This is a genomic window from Aeromonas sp. 84A (genome assembly GCF_051919345.1).
GTDB classification, from domain to species: domain Bacteria; phylum Pseudomonadota; class Gammaproteobacteria; order Enterobacterales; family Aeromonadaceae; genus Aeromonas; species Aeromonas veronii.
Genome location: NZ_JBQBEW010000001.1, coordinates 103,602 through 120,677, shown reverse-complemented (window position 1 = coordinate 120,677; position 17,076 = coordinate 103,602). Strand labels below are relative to the sequence as shown.

Sequence of the window (17,076 nt, the reverse complement as noted above, 5' to 3'; positions counted from 1 at the left end):
CCGACAGTTGCTAAACACCTTAAGGATGAGGTGACCATGAAACCGATCAGCGACATCAATACGCCCTCCGACATGTCCGCCTTCTGGATGCCGTTCACCGCCAACCAGCAGTTCAAGGCGGCGCCGCGCATCCTGAAGTCGGCAGAGGGGATGTATTATCACTCAGAGGATGGCCGCAAGATACTGGATGGCACAGCCGGACTCTGGTGTTGCAACGCGGGCCATGGTCGGCGCGAGATTGCCGAGGCGGTCTCCCAGCAGATTTCTCACCTCGATTTTGCCCCCACTTTCCAGATGGGCCACCCGCTGCCGTTCGAGCTGGCCAACCGGCTTGTGGAGATCGCTCCCAAGGGGTTTGGCCACGTCTTCTATACCAACTCGGGTTCCGAGTCGGTCGATACCGCGCTCAAAATCGCGCTGGCCTGGCAGCGGGCTCGCGGTCAGGGCACCCGCACCCGGCTGATTGGCCGCGAGCGTGGCTATCACGGGGTCGGCTTTGGCGGCATCTCGGTGGGGGGCATTCCCGGCAACCGCAAGTGGTTCGGCTCCCTGCTGACCGGGGTGGATCATCTGCCCCATACCCTCAACATCGCCAAGAACGCCTTCACCAAAGGGCTGCCCGAGGAGGATTTGGCGCTGGCCGACGAGCTGGAGAAGATCGTCTTCCTGCACGATGCCAGCAATATTGCGGCGGTGATCGTCGAGCCCATCGCCGGCAGCACCGGTGTGCTGATGCCCCCCAAAGGCTACCTCAAGCGGTTGCGGGAGATCTGCACCAAGCACGGCATCCTGCTGATTTTTGACGAGGTGATCACCGGTTTCGGTCGCCTCGGCTCCCCCTTCGCCGCACAGGAGTTCGATGTCATCCCTGACATGATCACCTGCGCCAAGGGGCTGACCAACGGCGCCATCCCCATGGGCGCGGTGCTGGTGCAGAAGCACATTTATGACGACATGCTGGCGACAGGCAAGGGGGCCATAGAGCTGTTCCACGGCTACACCTACTCCGGCCATCCGGTGGCTGCTGCTGCGGGTCTGGCGACCCTCGAGATCTATCGCAACGAGAACCTGCTCAGCCGCGCCGCCGATCTGGCTGGCTACTGGGAGGAGGCGGCCCATTCGCTGAAGGGCTGTAAGCATGTGAAGGATGTACGCAACTACGGGCTGGTGGCGGGTATCGAGCTGGAATCCATGCCGGATGCACCGGGCAAGCGCGCCTATGAGGTGTTCGTTCGCTGCTTCGAGAAGGGGGCTCTGATCCGGGTGACCGGCGACATCATCGCTCTGTCGCCACCTCTCATTATCGAGCGCAGCCAGATCGACGATCTCTTCACCCTGCTGCAGGATGCCCTGCAGGCACAACCTTAACCCATTTGATGGCCCCGCACTGCGGGGCCTTGCGTTGTTTTGCTCAGCGCATTTACCACATCAGTTATCACGGAGGATACATGACATACAGGGTCAGCAACTTCATCAACGGCCAGCCGCAGGAGAGTCGCAGCGAGCGCCAGGGGGCCATCTTCAATCCCGCTTGTGGCAAGCAGCAGGGGAGTGTGGGGCTTTCCAGCTCCGCCGAGTGTCAGGAGGCGATCGCCATCGCCGAGCGCGCCTTTGCCGACTGGTCGCAAACTCCGCCGCTGGTGCGGGCCCGGGTCTTTTTCCGCTTCAAGGAGTTGATGGAGCAGCATAGGGACGAGCTTGCCCAGCTCATCAGTCGCGAACACGGCAAGGTCTTCTCCGATGCGCAGGGTGAGTTGACCCGCGGGCTGGAGGTGGTGGAGTTTGCCTGCGGCATTCCCCATCTGCTCAAGGGGGAACACTCTCTCAACGTCGGCCGCGGTGTGGACAGCTACTCCATGATGCAGCCGGTTGGGGTTTGCGCCGGTATCACCCCGTTCAACTTCCCGGCCATGGTGCCGCTCTGGATGTTCCCGGTCGCCATCGCCTGCGGCAACACCTTCATTCTCAAGCCCTCCGAGAAGGATCCCTCCCTCTCGTTGCGGATGGCCGAGCTGCTCAAGGAGGCCGGTCTGCCGGATGGAGTGCTCAACGTGGTGAACGGTGACAAGGAGGTGGTGGATGTGTTGCTGACCGATCCGCGGGTCGGTGCCGTGTCGTTTGTCGGCTCCACCCCCATTGCCCAGTACATCTATGCCACCGCCTCGGCCCACGGCAAGCGAGTGCAGGCGCTGGGCGGTGCCAAGAACCACATGGTGGTGATGCCGGATGCGGATCTCGATCAGGCGGTCTCCGCCCTGATGGGGGCTGCTTATGGGGCAGCGGGCGAGCGCTGCATGGCGATCTCGGTAGCCGTGGTGGTGGGTGACGAGACCGCCGATGCGCTGGTAGCCAAACTGACGCCGCTGGTGGAACAGCTGCGGGTGGGCCCCGGTCTGGGCCAGAGCCCGGAGAACGAGATGGGGCCGCTGATCAGCAAGGAGCATCTGGCCAAGGTGCGTGGCTACGTGGATCAGGGGGTGGCCGAAGGGGCCGCGCTGCGGGTCGATGGTCGCACGCTGAGCCACGACGAGGGTTACTTTATCGGGGGCTGCCTGTTTGACGAGGTGACCCCCGAGATGCGCATCTACCGCGAGGAGATCTTTGGCCCTGTGCTCTCCATCGTGCGAGTGCCGGATTACGAGACGGCGCTGCGACTCATCAACGAGCATGAGTACGGCAACGGCACCGCCATCTTTACCTGCGACGGCGACACCGCGCGGGACTTCACGGCGCGGGTGCAGGTCGGTATGGTAGGGGTGAACGTTCCCATTCCGGTGCCGATGGCGTTTCACAGCTTTGGCGGCTGGAAGCGCTCCATCTTCGGGCCGCTCAACATGCACGGGCCGGACGGTGTTCGCTTCTATACCCGGATGAAGACGGTGACGGCGCGCTGGCCCCAGAGCCTGCGCAGTGGTGCCGAGTTCTCCATGCCGACCATGAAGTGACGCGCTGGCGCGTGCTCATGGCCTAACCTCTTGCCCCCGCCGGTCAATGATTGGCGGGGGCTAACTCTGTAAAGGAACAACAGATGCGATTGGGAATTCTCGATTGTGACCGGCTCGATCCCGATCTGGCGGATCGTTTTGGCCCCGTTTACTCCGAGATGTTTATCAGGGGCTTTGCGGCCCTGGCCCCCGAACTGGAATTTCGGGTCTGGTCGGCTCTCGATGGGGAGCTGCCGGAGGATCTGCACGAGTGCGATGCCTGGCTCATCACCGGCTCGCGCCACGATGCTTACAGCGATATTCCCTGGATTCAGGCACTGCGGGCGTGGATCCGCCAGGCGCACGATGCCGACGTCAAGCTGGCAGGTGTCTGCTTCGGTCATCAGGTGATCGCCCAGGCGCTCGGTGGCGAGGTGGTGAAGTCTACCAAGGGGTGGGGGCTGGGTGTGTCGGTGCACCCCATGCTGGTAGATGAGCCCTGGATGGCGCCAGCGCGGGATCATATCCGCATTCTGGCGAGCCATCAGGATCAGGTGGCGCTGCTGCCCCCCGGAGCAACCCGGCTGGCGGGCAACGATTTTTGTCCCAACTTCATGTTCCTGCAGGGGAACAACATAGTGGCCATTCAGGGACATCCGGAGTTCTCGGTGGAGTATAACCGGGCGCTGATCGAGCGACGCCGCGGCCTGCTACCCGATGAGCGTTATCAGAGCAGCCTCTCCTCGCTGGAGGGGGAGGTGGATTCGGCGACCATGATGCAGTGGCTGCTGCAGTTTCTGGGGATCCTGCCGCTGCGGGCTGGCGCGGCCTGAACCCGGTTTGTCAGCCACCCCTTCGGATGCTAGATTTTGTAGCAAAATGAAGGATCAAGCGCTGAGATGTCGGGATCGGATGGTACACTGGCCGCCCATGTGGCGGCCTGTTTGTCTGGCTTGATTGCCGTCCCTGCCTGAGCCAAACCTGTCTGAGCCAAACCAGTGTGAGAGTGTGACGCCTTGAAACTACAGCAATTGAAGTATTTGATCGCGATCCGGGACCACAACCTCAATGTGTCCGTGGCTTCCGATGCGCTCTTCACCAGTCAGCCGGGGGTCAGCAAGCAGATTGGCCTGCTGGAGAGCGAGCTGGGGGTGCGGATCTTCGAGCGCCGTGGCAAGCACCTGCACCGCATTACGCCGGTGGGGGAAGAGATCATCAAGTGTGCCGAGGCGATGCTCAATATCGAGAGCAAGATCAAGGCGATCTCCCGCGAGTATCTGGACCCGACCGTGGGCACCCTCAATATTCACACCACCCACACCATCGCCCGCTACCTGCTGCCCAAATCGGTTACCTACTTCACCAAGAAGTACCCCAAGATCTCGTTCCACCTCCATCCGGTGATGTCGGCGAGCAAGGAGCAGATCAGCAAGGGTTACTCCGATTTCTCCATCGTTGCCCACGAGATTGGCTTCGATAAGGAGCTGATCGCGCTGCCCGCCTACCTCTGGACCCTCTCGCTGGTGGTGCCGCAGGATCACCCGCTGGCCAAGGTGAAGAAGCCGACCCTGGAGCAGCTCTGTCACTACCCCATTCTCAGCTACGAGAGTGGCGCCACTGGTCGTCAGGTGCAGGACGAGGTATTCCATGCTGCCGGTCTCACCCCTAGTTACTACATGACGGTGATGGACGCCGGGGTGATCAAGCGCTACGTGGAGCTGGGCTTTGGCATCGGCATCATCTCCTCGCTGGTGGCCAACGACACCGACAGCCCCGGGCTGGTCTCCATCAATCTGGAGCACCTGTTCAAACCCTGTCCGGCGCAGATCTGTTTCAGCAAGAGCATATTGCTGCAGAACTACATGTATGACTTCATCAGCTCCTTCTCGCCCCACCTCACCAAAGAGGTGATCCAGAGTGTGATGCAGCAGCCGAGTCAGGCGCGCATCGATGAGCTGCTGGCCGGGGTGGAACTGCCCATCTATTGATCCCGATCGGATTCCCGATCGCTGCCGGTTGTCTCTTCTGTCAGGCTGGGCTCTACTCGGGGTTCAGCCTGTCTCTTTTGGGCTATCTCCATCGTCCGAGGTCTCTATGTCCCGCATTCTGCTGCTTGCCAATCTCAACTGTGATCATGTGCTCTCCCTCTCCGAACCGCTGGTGGCGGGGGCCCGGCTGCAATATGTGGATCAGGGGCGCAGGCTGGGGGGCGGCGCGGCCAACACCGGCATCGGGCTGGTGTGGGCGGGCCACGAGGTGACCATTGCTTCCCGTATCGGGCTGGACGAGACCGGCGACTGGCTGCTGGAGCAGGCGGCCGGTTACGGGCTGGATTGCAGCCATGTGGAACGCTTTGGCGGCGAGACCGGCGAGCTGCTGATCCTGGTGGACTCCACTGGCGAGCGCACCATACTGCGCCGCCCGCGGCGTCCCGACTTGCCCGGCGATCTGCCGCTGGAGGGGGTGGATTGCCTCTATGTGAACTATCCCGGTACCGCCATCATCAGTTACATGCGCCAGATGCTCGGCAAGAGCTTCGTGGTAGCCCAGTATCCCAAGGGCGGCCAAGCGCGCCGTCCCTGCCATGTGCTGGTAGCCTCCCGCTCCGATCTCGGCGAGGTGAGCGACCCCTGGCAGCATGCCCGCCAGCTGGCGGGGGAGCAGCTCGAATGGCTGGTGTTGACTGAGGGCAAGGCGGGCGCAGTGGCCATCCATGGCGAGGAGCAGATCAGGGTCGCCGCTCGGCCCGTCTCGGTGGTCGATACTACGGGGGCTGGGGATGCTTTCGCCGGCGGATTGATCCATGGTCTGGCGCGGGGCATGGCGATCAAGGATGCGCTACAGTGCGCGGTGGACTGGGGGGCGTTTGCCGTCGCCTCCGAGAGCTCCATCCCCTCGGTTGCCCTGAAAAACTGGCTGAAACAGCCTCACTGAACCACCTTGCTGGCGGTCGATTGAGGGGCGGTTCGCGGGCCATCTGGCTGCTGGTCGAAGGGGTTTGGCGAAGGGGACTATTCGGGAGATTTACCCGCCATAAAGCGGGCAAACGCCGGGCTAACCCGGCAAGTTTGCGATCAATCAAAGAAAGTGTCGATTTATGTGCATCTTCATCGACACCCGGTTGTGCTGCTCTTAACCTGTCACTCCGCAACTCAGATTAAGAGACAGGCCCCCTCTGACGAACCAATTGGCAAACAGAGGCAAACCGGTTGTCTCCTGCCTCTTAGCTCAACGTTGTCGTCCTGATTCCTGGCTTGTAGTAAGAGGCAAGTGCGACCATGCAACTGACACGATTTACCGACTACGCCCTGCGTACCCTGACCTTCCTGGCGGTTCAGCCGGGGGATCGCCTGTCGACCATTACCGAAGTGGCCGATACCTTCGGCATCTCTCGCAACCACGTGGTCAAGATAGTGCACCAGCTCGGCATCAAGGGGTACATCGAGACGGTGCGTGGCAAGCATGGCGGTATCCGGCTCGGTCGCTCCGCGGTCTCCATCAACCTGCGCGATGTGGTGATGGACATGGAGCACGTGCTCTGTCCGGTCGACTGCAAGCGCGAGAACTGCCGTCTCTCCGGTGGCTGCCGCATTCAGGGCATCCTGCGCCGCGCCATGAACGCCTTCCTCGAAGTGCTGGGCGAGTACACCCTGGCCGATGCGGTACGCGATCCGAACCGTCTCTGTCATCTGCTGGGCATCGAGCAGGAGTCCATTCTGGCGATGGCCTGATGGGCAGGAAACAAGAATAGTTAAGAAAGGGGGCCTGAAGGCCCCTTTTGCTTGTCAGCGATTGCCCGGCTGGCGGATCAGGGTGATGGCGCCGTGCAGACAGGCGAGGCCGCAAGCACCGCAGCCATTGCAGGCATCCATGTTGACGTTGATGCCATCGGCTGTGGCCTTGATTGCCTGCTGGGGGCAGGCATCTTCACAGAGCAGGCAGTAGAAGCCCTGACGGGCCTGACAGCTCTCTTCAATCTGTACCCGGGTCTGCACCTGACGGCCCAGTTGCAGGTCGAGTGCGCCGGTCGGACAGGCTCTGGCGCAGCTGCCGCAATAGCTGCACTGGCCGCAGGCGAGATCGAGCACCGGGGTGCCGGCAATAGGGCTCCCCTCGTACTCCTCCTGAGTGGCCGGTTTGAGCAGACCGCGCGGGCAGGCCTTGAAACACTCGCCACAGCGGGTGCAGAGGCTGAGGTACTGGGACTCCTCGATCGCCCACGGCGGGCGCGCTTCATGGCAAACCACGGCGGGCTTGCGGGAAGCTTGCCAACCTTGTGTCAGCCAACGGAGGAAATAGTGAGTCATGCTCGCCCCTGATACCTATTAGGGGTTAATTTTATCGAAGTTTCGGGAAGCAGGCCAGAGAATAGCGGCCGTCAGGATCGCAAGCGCAGTTGCCCTTGTGTAAGCTAGGCGGGTCTTTTTACGTGGTTGAATGAAAACATATGTGGCTATTTCTCTGGCGTGCGTCCCTGCTCTATGTCTTTCCCCTGCTGATGTGGGCCTACTGCCGCATCAAGGATATCGAGTTCGCCGAGCTCGATACCGGCGTCAACACCCACAAGTGGGTGGTGCTGGCCGCCTACCTCATCTACGTGGTGATCTGGATCCTGGTTAACCGTTATCTCGAACTCTTCCTGCGTCAGCGGAGCCGCAAATGATTGACCCCGGACTCTGGGGGATCTTGCTGCCTGCCGCCGCACTGGCCCTCGGGCTTGGCTGGCTGATCGGGCGGCGGGCTGCCACGGCGCAAGCTCAGGAGCTGCTGCTGGCGCAGGAGCGTTATCAGGCGCTCCAGGATCGCTTCGACGAGTTGCAGGATGAGCGGATGCAGGGCCAGCAGAAGCTGGATCAGCAGCAGACCCTGCTGATCAAGCTCACCGCCCGCCTCAAGGATGCGGAAGCGACCCTGCGCAGCGAGCGGCTGGCTGCCGCCGAGAAGCTGCAACTGCAACAGGAGGCGGAGCAGCGCCTCAGCCAGCAGTTCGAGAACCTTGCCAACCGGATCTTCGAGCAAAACTCCGGCAACTTCCGCGAACTGAACCAGAACAGCCTCGATCTGCTGCTCACACCGCTCAAAGAGCAACTGGAGGGCTTTCGCCGTCAGGTGGGGGAGACCCACGCTCAAGAGACGGCCCAGCGCCACAGCCTCAAGTTCGAGCTGGAGCGCCTTGCCGAGCTCAATGCCCGTATGACCGAGGAGGCGGCGGCGTTGACCCGCGCCCTCAAGGGCGATAGCAAGCAGCAGGGCAACTGGGGGGAAGTGGTGCTGGCACGGATCCTCAGTGAGTGCGGCTTGCGCGAAGGTCATGAGTACCACACCCAGGTCAATATCGAGGTGGAGAAGGGCAAGCGCTACCAGCCCGACGTGATCGTCCACCTGCCGCAGGAGAAGGACATCATCATCGACGCCAAGGTGTCGCTGACCGCCTACGAGCGCTGGTACAACGCTGAGGACGAGCTGGAGAAGGCAGTGGCGCTCAAGGAGCACGTCGCCTCGGTGCGCAACCATATCCGCGAGCTGGGCCGCAAGGATTACCAGCAGTTGCCCGGGGTGCGCACCCTCGACTATGTGCTGATGTTCGTGGCGGTGGAGCCCGCCTTCCTCACTGCCATGGAGGCCGATGCCTCGCTGGTGCGTTACGGTCTCGACAACAACATCCTGTTGGTGAGCCCCACCAACCTGATGGTAGCGCTGCGCACCATCGAGAACCTGTGGCGCTACGAGCGGCAGAACCAGAATGCCCGCCAGATTGCCGAGCGGGCCGGTCGCCTCTACGAAAAGTTGCGGCTGTTTGTGGAGGAGATGCAGCAGATGGGCGGCAGCCTGCACAAGGCGCAGGAGAGTTACGACAAGGCAATGGGACGGCTGGTCAACGGCCGTGGCAACCTGATTGCCCAGGTCGAGCGTTTCCGCGAGCTGGGGGTGGAGGTGACCAAGAGTCTGCCCGAGCCGCTGGTGGAGCGGGCGCTGGAGCGCGACAAGGAGCGGGAGTAGTTTTCCCCTGCACCGACATCAGCAAAAGGCCCAAACCCGGTTTGGGCCTTTTGCTATCTGCCAGCTGGCCAAGTGCTTACCCATTATCAGAAATCCGCAAAGCAAACGGCCCACCGAAGTGGGCCGTTTTTATTTGCAGTGCCGGTGTGGATCAGCGGCTGGCGGCGCGAGCGCTCAGTTCGGCCTTCTCGCTATCGCTCAGGAAGGCCAGGGTCAGGCCGTTCTGCTGGGCAGTGCGGATCTCGCTCGCCGTCATGCCAGCGGCCGGAGCGGCCACCTCATATTCGTGGGGCAGGTCGATCCCTTCCACCGCCGGGTCATCGGTGTTGAGGCAGGCCAGCACACCGGCAGCCAGGAACTGGCGGATCGGGTGTTCGGTCAGGCTCGCCACCGTGGTGGTCTGGACGTTGGAGGTGAGACAGGATTCGATGCCGATGCGATGTTCGGCCAGATAGGCCATCAGGGCCGGATCCTGAATCGCTTTGACGCCGTGGCCGATACGCTCGGCGCCCAGCTCGCGAATGGCTTGCCACATGCTCTCGGGGCCAGCGGCTTCACCGGCGTGTACGGTGACGCGCATGCCTGCATCGCGCACCTTGCGGAAGTGGTCGACAAAGAGTTCGCCCGGGAAGCCCAGCTCGTCACCGGCCAGATCGATGGCAACCAGCTTGTCGCGGTGGGCCAGACAGGCGGCCAGCTCCTGATTGCACTGCTCGGTGCCGAAGGTGCGGCTCATGATGCCGATCAGGTTGGTCTTGATGCCGAAATCGCGGCTGCCAGCGGCTACGCCGTCGATGATGGCTTCTACCACGCCCTGCGGGTGCAGCTTGTGGGCCATCGCCATATAGGCCGGACTGAAACGCAGTTCGGCATAGTCGATACCGGCGCGCAGCAGATCTTCCACGTTCTCGTAGGCGACCCGGCGGCAGGCGTCGTAGTCAGCCAGCACGGCCACACCCCAGTCCAGTTTCTTCAGGAAGGCAACCAGACTCGGCTCGTTTTCGACGATCTGTACGTGGGGGCGCAGCGCCTCCAGCTCAAAGGCGGGCAGCTGGATATTGTGTTGGCGACCCAGCTCGAGGATGGTTTGCGGGCGGATGTTGCCGTCCAGATGGCGGTGCAGGTCGGTCAGGGGGAGAGATCTGTCAATCATGGGGGCGCCCTCGTCGAGTCAGGTTTGAAAGCCTGCCATTCTAGGCGGGGCTTTCAAAAAAGATACCCCGTTTATGGTTAAACGGGGTTCTGGCGGACGGTGATTTGTCAGGGCGTGATGGGAATCGTTTTTCCCGGGGACTCAGGAGAGATCGAGTTCCTTCAGCTTGCGGGTCAGGGTGTTGCGGCCCCAACCGAGCAGGCGCGCCGCCTCCTGCTTGTGGCCGTGGGTGTGTTCCAGCGCCGTCTCCAGCATGATCCGCTCGAACTGGGGCATGGCATCGGCCAGGATGTCTGTCTCTCCCAGCGCCAGCTTGCTGGCCACCCACTCTTGCAACTGTTGCTGCCAGCAACCGGGCAACGCCGGTTGGCCCGGTTCGGCGTTGTGGGTGATGGGGGTGAGCAGCTCGGCAGGCAGGTCGCCGACCAGCACTTCTTGCCCCGAAGCCATCACGGTAAGCCAGCGGCAGACGTTCTCCAGCTGGCGCACGTTGCCCGGCCAGGGCAGGCGGCTGATATAGGCCTGGGTATCGGGGTGCAGGCTCTTGGCCTCCACATTCAGCTCTTTGGCGGCGCGCAACAGGAAGTGACGGGCCAGCTGGGGAATATCCTCACGGCGCTCCTTGAGAGCGGGGATGTGGATGCGGATGACGTTGAGGCGGTGGAACAGATCCTCGCGAAACTCGCCATCGGCGACCCGTTTCTCCAGATTCTGGTGGGTGGCGGCGATGATCCGTACATCCACCTGCACCGGCTGGTGGCCGCCGACTCGATAGAACTGGCCATCGGCCAAGACCCGCAGCAGCCGGGTCTGCACATCCAGCGGCATGTCGCCGATCTCGTCGAGAAACAGGGTGCCGCCGTCGGCCTGCTCGAAGCGGCCATGGCGGATGTTGTTGGCGCCGGTGAAGGCCCCTTTCTCGTGACCGAACAGCTCGGATTCGATGAGATCTTTCGGAATGGCAGCCATGTTGAGGGCGATGAAGTTCTTGTGGGCGCGCGGGCTGTGCTTGTGCAGCGCATGGGCGACCAGCTCCTTGCCGGTACCGCTCTGGCCGTTGATCAGCACCGAGATGCTGGAGCGTGACAGGCGGCCGATGGCACGGAACACCTCCTGCATCGCCGGTGCTTCACCGATGATCTCGGGAGTGGCGGTGGTCTCTTGCTGACGAGACTTGCGCTTGGTGCGCTGCTCCTTGAGGTGATTCTCGGCGCGGCGCACCAGGGTAACCGCTTCGTCGATGTCGAACGGCTTGGGCAGGTACTCGAAGGCGCCGCGCTGGTAGGCGTTGACCGCGCTGTCGAGGTCCGAGTGGGCGGTCATGATGATGATGGGCAGATCGGCCTGACGGCGATGGATCTGCTCCAGCAGGCTCAAACCATCGATGCCGGGCATCCGGATATCGGAGAGGATGACATCGGGCGAGCGCAGCTCAAGGGCGTGCAGCAGGGCTTCGCCATCGGCAAAGCTCTCGCAGTTGAAGCCTTCGCTGCCGAGAGTGCGCTCCAGCACCCAGCGGATAGAACTGTCGTCATCGACGATCCACACTTTGGCGGTCATGGGGTTCCCTTACTTGCGAAGCGGTAGAAAAATGGTGAATTCGGTGTGGCCCGGCCAGCTGATGCAGTCAATCCGCCCCTTGTGCTGGTCGATCAGGTTCTGGGCGATGGAGAGGCCGAGCCCGGTGCCCCCCTCCTTGCCGGTGATCATCGGGTAGAACAGGGTGTCGCGAATGGCATCGGGAATGCCGGGGCCGTTGTCGATGATCTTGATCTCCGCTGCCAGCCGGTAACGCTGGCCGTGGATGGTGATCTGGAACGCGGTGCGGGTCTTGATGCGGATAAGCCCGGTCTGATCCCCCAGTGCTTCGGCCGCGTTGCGCACTATGTTGAGAAACGCCTGCTGCAGCTGATCCGGCTCCATCTCGAATTCGGGGATGCTGGGGTCGTAATCCCGCTCGATGCGAACAGAGGGAGGGAGTTCGAGCTCCACTAGTCGGCGTACCTGTTCCAGCACCGAATGGACATTGTGCATCTGGTGGCGGCCGGGGCGCTGGGGGCCGAGCAGCCGATCGACCAGTACCCGCAGCCGATCGGCCTGTTCGATGATGATGCCGGTATATTCGCGCAGCGCCGGATCCGGCAGCTCTTTTTGCAGCAACTGGGCCGCGCCGCGCAGGCCGCCGAGGGGATTCTTGATTTCGTGGGCCAGCCCGCGCACCAGCTCCTTGGCCGCCAGCTGTTGGGCATGTTGCTGTTGCTCCTGACTGATCTTCTTCTGCTGGTCGATCTTGCGCAGCTCCACCACCAGCAGACGCTGTTCGTGGTCGGCCATCGGGGTTGCGCTCAGCTCCACCAGTCGCGGTTCTCCCTCTACCACCAGAGTCACTTCGCTATCGGTAAAGCCTTGCCCTGAAACGAGGCACTGCTTGAGCCGCTGCAAATCGAGGGAGATATGTTCCAGCAGATGGGGCAGTTCGATGCCGATCAGCCGGCGTTCACTGAGAGAGAGCAGCTGTTCAGCCGCCGGGTTGACGAATTGGATGCAGAGCCGCTCATCCATCAGGATCACGGCGGTCAGCAAATTATCCAAGAGTGTTTTGGCGTTGTCCGAGCGGGTTGGCACAGGTTTCTCCCTAAAACGGTGCTACACACCTGTTATGCACCGATATGGTGCATAGAGTTTACCCGCATCGGTGCGCTATATCACCCCTAGTCGGCTTTGGGGGTGGGTTTGGGAGCCGGCGTCACACTCGCTCTATGCAGGTAAAAGGTGACTGCACTGGATTTAGCAAGGATCGTACCGTCTTTGGCGAGCAGCTCGAGCTGAGCTTCGTGGGCGCCGCGATCGACGTTTTCGACGCGGACAGAGAGGCTGTTGCTGACGATGGGGGCGGCTTTGCCATCCAGGGTCAGGCGCACATCATACTGGGTCGGAGGTTTGGGGCTGATGGTGCCCTGAAAGACGATGTTGCCTGTGTTGTCGCGCAGGGTGCTGCCCTGTTCCGGGGAGAGCAGTTCGATAGTCAGCTTGGCCGCCTCTTTCTCTTTCTTGGCATCGGCGCCGGTCAGGCTGTTGAAGTTATCCACTTGCACCGATCTGGGCGCGCTGCTGCCCAGCAGCGGGGCGACCCGCAGATCGACCTCTTTGGCGTTTTTGCCGGGTGGTGGCGCATCCGAGTGGGTGATGCCATTGCCATCGACCCAGGAGTAGACCTTGGCCGCGTCCGCAGCGAACGAGGTCAGCAACAGGAGGCTGAGCACCCCTATGCCATGCTTGTTGTTCATCCATCTCTCCTTGACGGTATTTTGCTTAATCCTATCAGAGAAAAAACCCGCCAGATGGCGGGTTTTGTCACGATTAAGCAAGCTGACCAGATTTAAACGGACAGTCTGCTGAGACTTAGACGGAGTAGTACAGTTCGAACTCCAGCGGGTGCGGGGTCATGCGCACACGGTCAACATCCTGCTGTTTCAGTTCCAGATAGGAGTTGATGAAGTCATCGCTGAACACGCCGCCGCGGGTCAGGAACTCGCGGTCAGCATCCAGAGCAGCCAGGGCTTCGTCCAGAGAACCGGCAACGGTCGGCACTTCTGCAGCCTCTTCCGGCGGCAGGTCGTACAAGTTCTTGTCCATGGCATCGCCCGGATGGATCTTGTTGATGATACCGTCCAGACCGGCCATCAGCTGGGCTGCGAAGGCCAGGTACGGGTTGGCAGCCGGATCCGGGAAGCGCACTTCGATACGACGGGCTTTCGGGCTCGGTACCACCGGGATACGGATGGAGGCAGAGCGGTTGCGGGCAGAGTAGGCCAGCATTACCGGTGCTTCATAACCCGGAACCAGACGTTTGTAGGAGTTGGTGGTCGGGTTTGCGAAGGCGTTGATGGCCTTGGCGTGCTTGATGATACCGCCGATGTAGTGCAGCGCCATCTCGGACAGACCGCCGTACAGGTCACCAGCGAACAGGTTGACGCCGTTCTTGGCCAGAGACTGGTGGCAGTGCATGCCGGAGCCGTTGTCACCGAACATGGGTTTCGGCATGAAGGTAACAGTCTTGTTGTAGGCGTGGGCCACGTTGTGGATCACGTACTTCAGTACCTGTACTTCGTCAGCTTTCAGCGTAAGAGTGTTGAAGCGGGTAGCGATCTCGTTCTGACCGGCAGTGGCCACTTCGTGGTGGTGAGCTTCAACAACCTGGCCCATCTCTTCCAGCACTAGACACATGGCGGCACGGATATCCTGGGAGGAGTCGACCGGTGCAACCGGGAAGTAACCGCCTTTCACGAACGGACGGTGACCCTTGTTGCCATGCTCATAGGCAGTGCCGGAGTTCCATGCGGCTTCTTCAGATTCGATTTTCACGAAGCTGTGGCCCATGGTGTTGGAGAAGGTGATGTTGTCGAACATGAAGAATTCCGGCTCCGGCCCGAACAGCACGGTGTCAGCGATGCCGCTGGACTTCAGGAAATCTTCTGCACGCTTGGCGATGGAGCGCGGATCGCGGTCGTAGCCCTGCATGGTGGCAGGCTCCAGCACGTCACAAACGATGTTCAGGGTGGTCTCTTCGGTAAACGGGTCCAGCTTGGCGGAGGCTGCGTCCGGCATCAGTACCATGTCGGATTCGTTGATGCCCTTCCAGCCGCCGATGGAGGAACCATCGAACATCTTGCCGTCTTCGAAGAAATCTTCATCAACCTGGTGAGCAGGGATGGATACATGCTGCTCTTTACCCTTGGTGTCGGTAAAGCGCAGATCAACAAACTTGACTTCGTGTTCCTGGATCAGGGCCAAAACGTTCTGGGCTGACATGCTAAGTAACCTCCGGTGTTAAAACTCTCTGGGTGAATGCGTCGTCGTATTCACATAAGCCAGTATCGTGCCAAGTTTGTGACAGCTTGATTTCAGGGCAATCTCGCAGAAGAGGCTCCCCAAAAACAGGCGATCTCGACTCGCGTTGCATCAATTTAGTGCGATGGCGGATCGTTTTGGTGCACTGTAATGGTGCGCGAAATACGGTCACCGCCCATCTAAGCAGGGTTTGTCAGAGAGGTCTATGATCCAGATCTGTTGTTATGCGCGAATGTACTGCAATTCTGCTAGGCAGATCACAAAGGCAAGAGTACAATTAGCGCCCAATTTTACCCGGTGATTGAGGCGAGAATGTTAGAGAATTTACGCAATATTGCGATTATTGCGCACGTTGACCACGGCAAAACGACTCTGGTTGATAAGCTGCTGCAGCAGTCCGGCACCCTGGACCGCTCCACGGAAGGCCAGGAACGGATCATGGACTCCAATGATCTGGAACGGGAACGTGGCATCACCATTCTCGCCAAGAACACTGCGATCCGCTGGAATGACTACCGCATCAACATCGTTGATACCCCGGGTCACGCCGACTTCGGTGGTGAAGTAGAGCGCGTACTGTCCATGGTTGACTCCGTGCTGCTGCTGGTTGACGCCGTTGACGGCCCGATGCCGCAAACCCGTTTCGTGACCCAGAAAGCGTTCGCTCAGGGTCTGAAGCCGATCGTGGTCATCAACAAGGTTGACCGTCCGGGTGCTCGTCCTGACTGGGTAATGGATCAGGTATTCGACCTGTTCGACAACCTGGGCGCAACTGACGAACAGCTGGATTTCAAAGTTGTTTACGCCTCTGCACTGAACGGTTGGGCCACCATGGATCAGGACGTCGAGTCCGAGAACATGGAGCCGCTGTTCCAGGCTATCGTTGACAACGTTGAAGCGCCGAAGGCTGATGCCGAAGGTGGTTTCCAGATGCAGATCTCCCAGCTGGACTACAACTCCTACGTGGGCGTTATCGGTATCGGCCGTATCACCCGTGGTCGCGTCAAGACCAACCAGCAAGTCACCATCGTTGGTGCTGACGGCAAGACCCGTAACGGTAAAGTCGGTCAGGTGCTGGGTTACCTGGGTCTGTCCCGTACTGAAGTTACCGACGCGCAAGCGGGTGACATCATCGCTATCACCGGTCTGGGCGAGCTGAAAATCTCCGACACCATCTGTGACAACGGTGCCGTTGAAGCCCTGCCGCCGCTCTCCGTTGACGAGCCGACCGTGAACATGACCTTCCAGGTCAACACCTCTCCGTTTGCCGGTAAAGAGGGCAAGTTCGTGACCTCCCGCAATATTCTGGAGCGTCTGAACCAGGAGCTGGTCCACAACGTGGCCCTGCGCGTGGAAGAGACTGATGATCCGGACAAGTTCCGTGTATCCGGTCGTGGTGAGCTGCACCTCTCCATCCTGATCGAAAACATGCGTCGCGAAGGTTACGAGCTGGCGGTATCCCGTCCGGAAGTAATCCTGCGTACCGTTGATGGCGTTCTGCAAGAACCGTTCGAAACCGTAACTGTGGACGTTGAAGAAGCGCACCAGGGTTCCGTGATGGAGCAACTGGGTCTGCGTAAGGGCGAAATGACCAACATGACCCCGGATGGCAAGGGGCGTGTCCGTCTGGACTTCATGATCCCGAGCCGTGGCCTGATCGGCTTCCAGACCGAGTTCATGACCATGACCTCAGGTACCGGTCTGCTGTACCACACCTTCGACCACTACGGTCCGCACAAGGGTGGCAGCATCGGCGAGCGTCAGAACGGCGTGCTGATCTCCAACGCAACCGGTAAGGCTCTGACCTACGCCCTGTTCGGTCTGCAAGACCGCGGTCGTCTGTTCATCGGTCACGCGACCGAAGTGTACGAAGGCCAGGTGATCGGTATCCACTCCCGTTCCAACGACCTGACTGTTAACTGCCTGAAAGGCAAACAGCTGACCAACATGCGTGCCTCCGGTACCGACGAAGCTCAAGTGCTGACTCCGCCGATCCGCATGACTCTGGAACAGGCTCTCGAGTTCATCGACAACGACGAACTGGTAGAAGTGACTCCGAAGAACATCCGTATCCGCAAGAAATTGCTGACCGAGCTGGATCGTAAGCGCTCTGGCCGTGGTTAATGCCATGTGCTGAGTCTCGGCAGC

15 protein-coding genes are annotated in these 17,076 nt (G+C 60.8%); 9 read left to right on the top strand and 6 right to left on the bottom strand.

Features of this window, described 5'->3' with window-relative positions; all coding sequences use genetic code 11:
- Positions 1-36 precede the first annotated feature (36 nt).
- The 6 genes from ACTG20_RS00590 to ACTG20_RS00565 all read left to right on the top strand — a co-directional run bounded on the left by ACTG20_RS00590 (position 37) and on the right by ACTG20_RS00565 (position 6,655).
- A complete protein-coding gene (locus ACTG20_RS00590; RefSeq protein ID WP_194494729.1) occupies positions 37-1,368 on the top strand; it encodes an aspartate aminotransferase family protein in 1,332 nt (443 codons plus the stop codon).
- An 80-nt stretch (positions 1,369-1,448) separates the two neighbouring features.
- The gene (locus tag ACTG20_RS00585; RefSeq protein WP_194494728.1) at positions 1,449-2,945 is read left to right on the top strand and encodes a CoA-acylating methylmalonate-semialdehyde dehydrogenase; all 1,497 of its coding nucleotides are present in this window, start codon (positions 1,449-1,451) and stop codon (positions 2,943-2,945) included.
- 83 nt (positions 2,946-3,028) lie between these two features.
- Positions 3,029-3,757, top strand: coding sequence for a glutamine amidotransferase-related protein (locus tag ACTG20_RS00580; protein ID WP_150390114.1), 729 nt, complete (start codon positions 3,029-3,031; stop codon positions 3,755-3,757).
- Positions 3,758-3,940: 183 nt separating this feature from the next.
- Complete coding sequence (locus ACTG20_RS00575; RefSeq protein WP_005356189.1) at positions 3,941-4,912, top strand: LysR substrate-binding domain-containing protein; 972 nt, start codon at positions 3,941-3,943, stop codon at positions 4,910-4,912.
- 106 nt (positions 4,913-5,018) lie between these two features.
- Positions 5,019-5,858, top strand: coding sequence for a PfkB family carbohydrate kinase (locus ACTG20_RS00570; protein ID WP_042062429.1), 840 nt, complete (start codon positions 5,019-5,021; stop codon positions 5,856-5,858).
- Between the two features lie 344 nt (positions 5,859-6,202).
- Positions 6,203-6,655, top strand: coding sequence for an Rrf2 family transcriptional regulator (locus ACTG20_RS00565; protein WP_033114760.1), 453 nt, complete (start codon positions 6,203-6,205; stop codon positions 6,653-6,655).
- Positions 6,656-6,709: 54 nt separating this feature from the next.
- On the opposite strand, the gene ACTG20_RS00560 is transcribed toward ACTG20_RS00565, so the two are convergent.
- On the bottom strand, positions 6,710-7,231 hold the full coding sequence (locus ACTG20_RS00560) for a ferredoxin-type protein NapF (RefSeq protein ID WP_194494727.1): 522 nt from the start codon (positions 7,229-7,231) through the stop codon (positions 6,710-6,712).
- Positions 7,232-7,371: 140 nt separating this feature from the next.
- Here ACTG20_RS00560 and ACTG20_RS00555 point away from each other — a divergent pair, with 140 nt between their 5' ends.
- On the top strand, positions 7,372-7,587 hold the full coding sequence (locus ACTG20_RS00555; protein ID WP_021231493.1) for a hypothetical protein: 216 nt from the start codon (positions 7,372-7,374) through the stop codon (positions 7,585-7,587).
- Positions 7,584-8,924 (top strand): DNA recombination protein RmuC, encoded by a 1,341-nt coding sequence (gene rmuC / locus ACTG20_RS00550; protein WP_194494726.1) that lies wholly within the window; start codon positions 7,584-7,586, stop codon positions 8,922-8,924. The genes ACTG20_RS00555 and rmuC overlap by 4 nt, the downstream gene beginning before the upstream one ends.
- A 151-nt stretch (positions 8,925-9,075) precedes the next feature.
- Here the strand turns inward: rmuC and add are convergent, their stop codons facing one another.
- The 5 genes from add to glnA all read right to left on the bottom strand — a co-directional run bounded on the left by add (position 9,076) and on the right by glnA (position 14,889).
- A complete protein-coding gene (add, locus tag ACTG20_RS00545; protein ID WP_075116081.1) occupies positions 9,076-10,077 on the bottom strand; it encodes an adenosine deaminase in 1,002 nt (333 codons plus the stop codon).
- Positions 10,078-10,218: 141 nt separating this feature from the next.
- Positions 10,219-11,637, bottom strand: a complete 1,419-nt coding sequence (glnG, locus tag ACTG20_RS00540; protein WP_021231490.1) for a nitrogen regulation protein NR(I) — start codon at positions 11,635-11,637, stop codon at positions 10,219-10,221.
- 9 nt (positions 11,638-11,646) lie between these two features.
- Positions 11,647-12,702 carry a nitrogen regulation protein NR(II) gene (glnL, locus tag ACTG20_RS00535; RefSeq protein WP_005356202.1) on the bottom strand — a complete coding sequence of 352 codons (1,056 nt, stop codon included), beginning with the start codon at positions 12,700-12,702 and terminating at the stop codon, positions 11,647-11,649.
- An 86-nt stretch (positions 12,703-12,788) separates the two neighbouring features.
- Entirely contained in the window at positions 12,789-13,364 is a 576-nt protein-coding gene (locus ACTG20_RS00530; protein WP_440007943.1) for a DUF4124 domain-containing protein, read from the bottom strand.
- Positions 13,365-13,479: 115 nt separating this feature from the next.
- Entirely contained in the window at positions 13,480-14,889 is a 1,410-nt protein-coding gene (gene glnA, locus ACTG20_RS00525; protein WP_005339672.1) for a glutamate--ammonia ligase, read from the bottom strand.
- A gap of 351 nt (positions 14,890-15,240) precedes the next feature.
- On the opposite strand from glnA, the gene typA reads away from it, so the two are divergent.
- Positions 15,241-17,052 carry a translational GTPase TypA gene (gene typA / locus ACTG20_RS00520; protein WP_005339679.1) on the top strand — a complete coding sequence of 604 codons (1,812 nt, stop codon included), beginning with the start codon at positions 15,241-15,243 and terminating at the stop codon, positions 17,050-17,052.
- Positions 17,053-17,076: the final 24 nt, after the last annotated feature.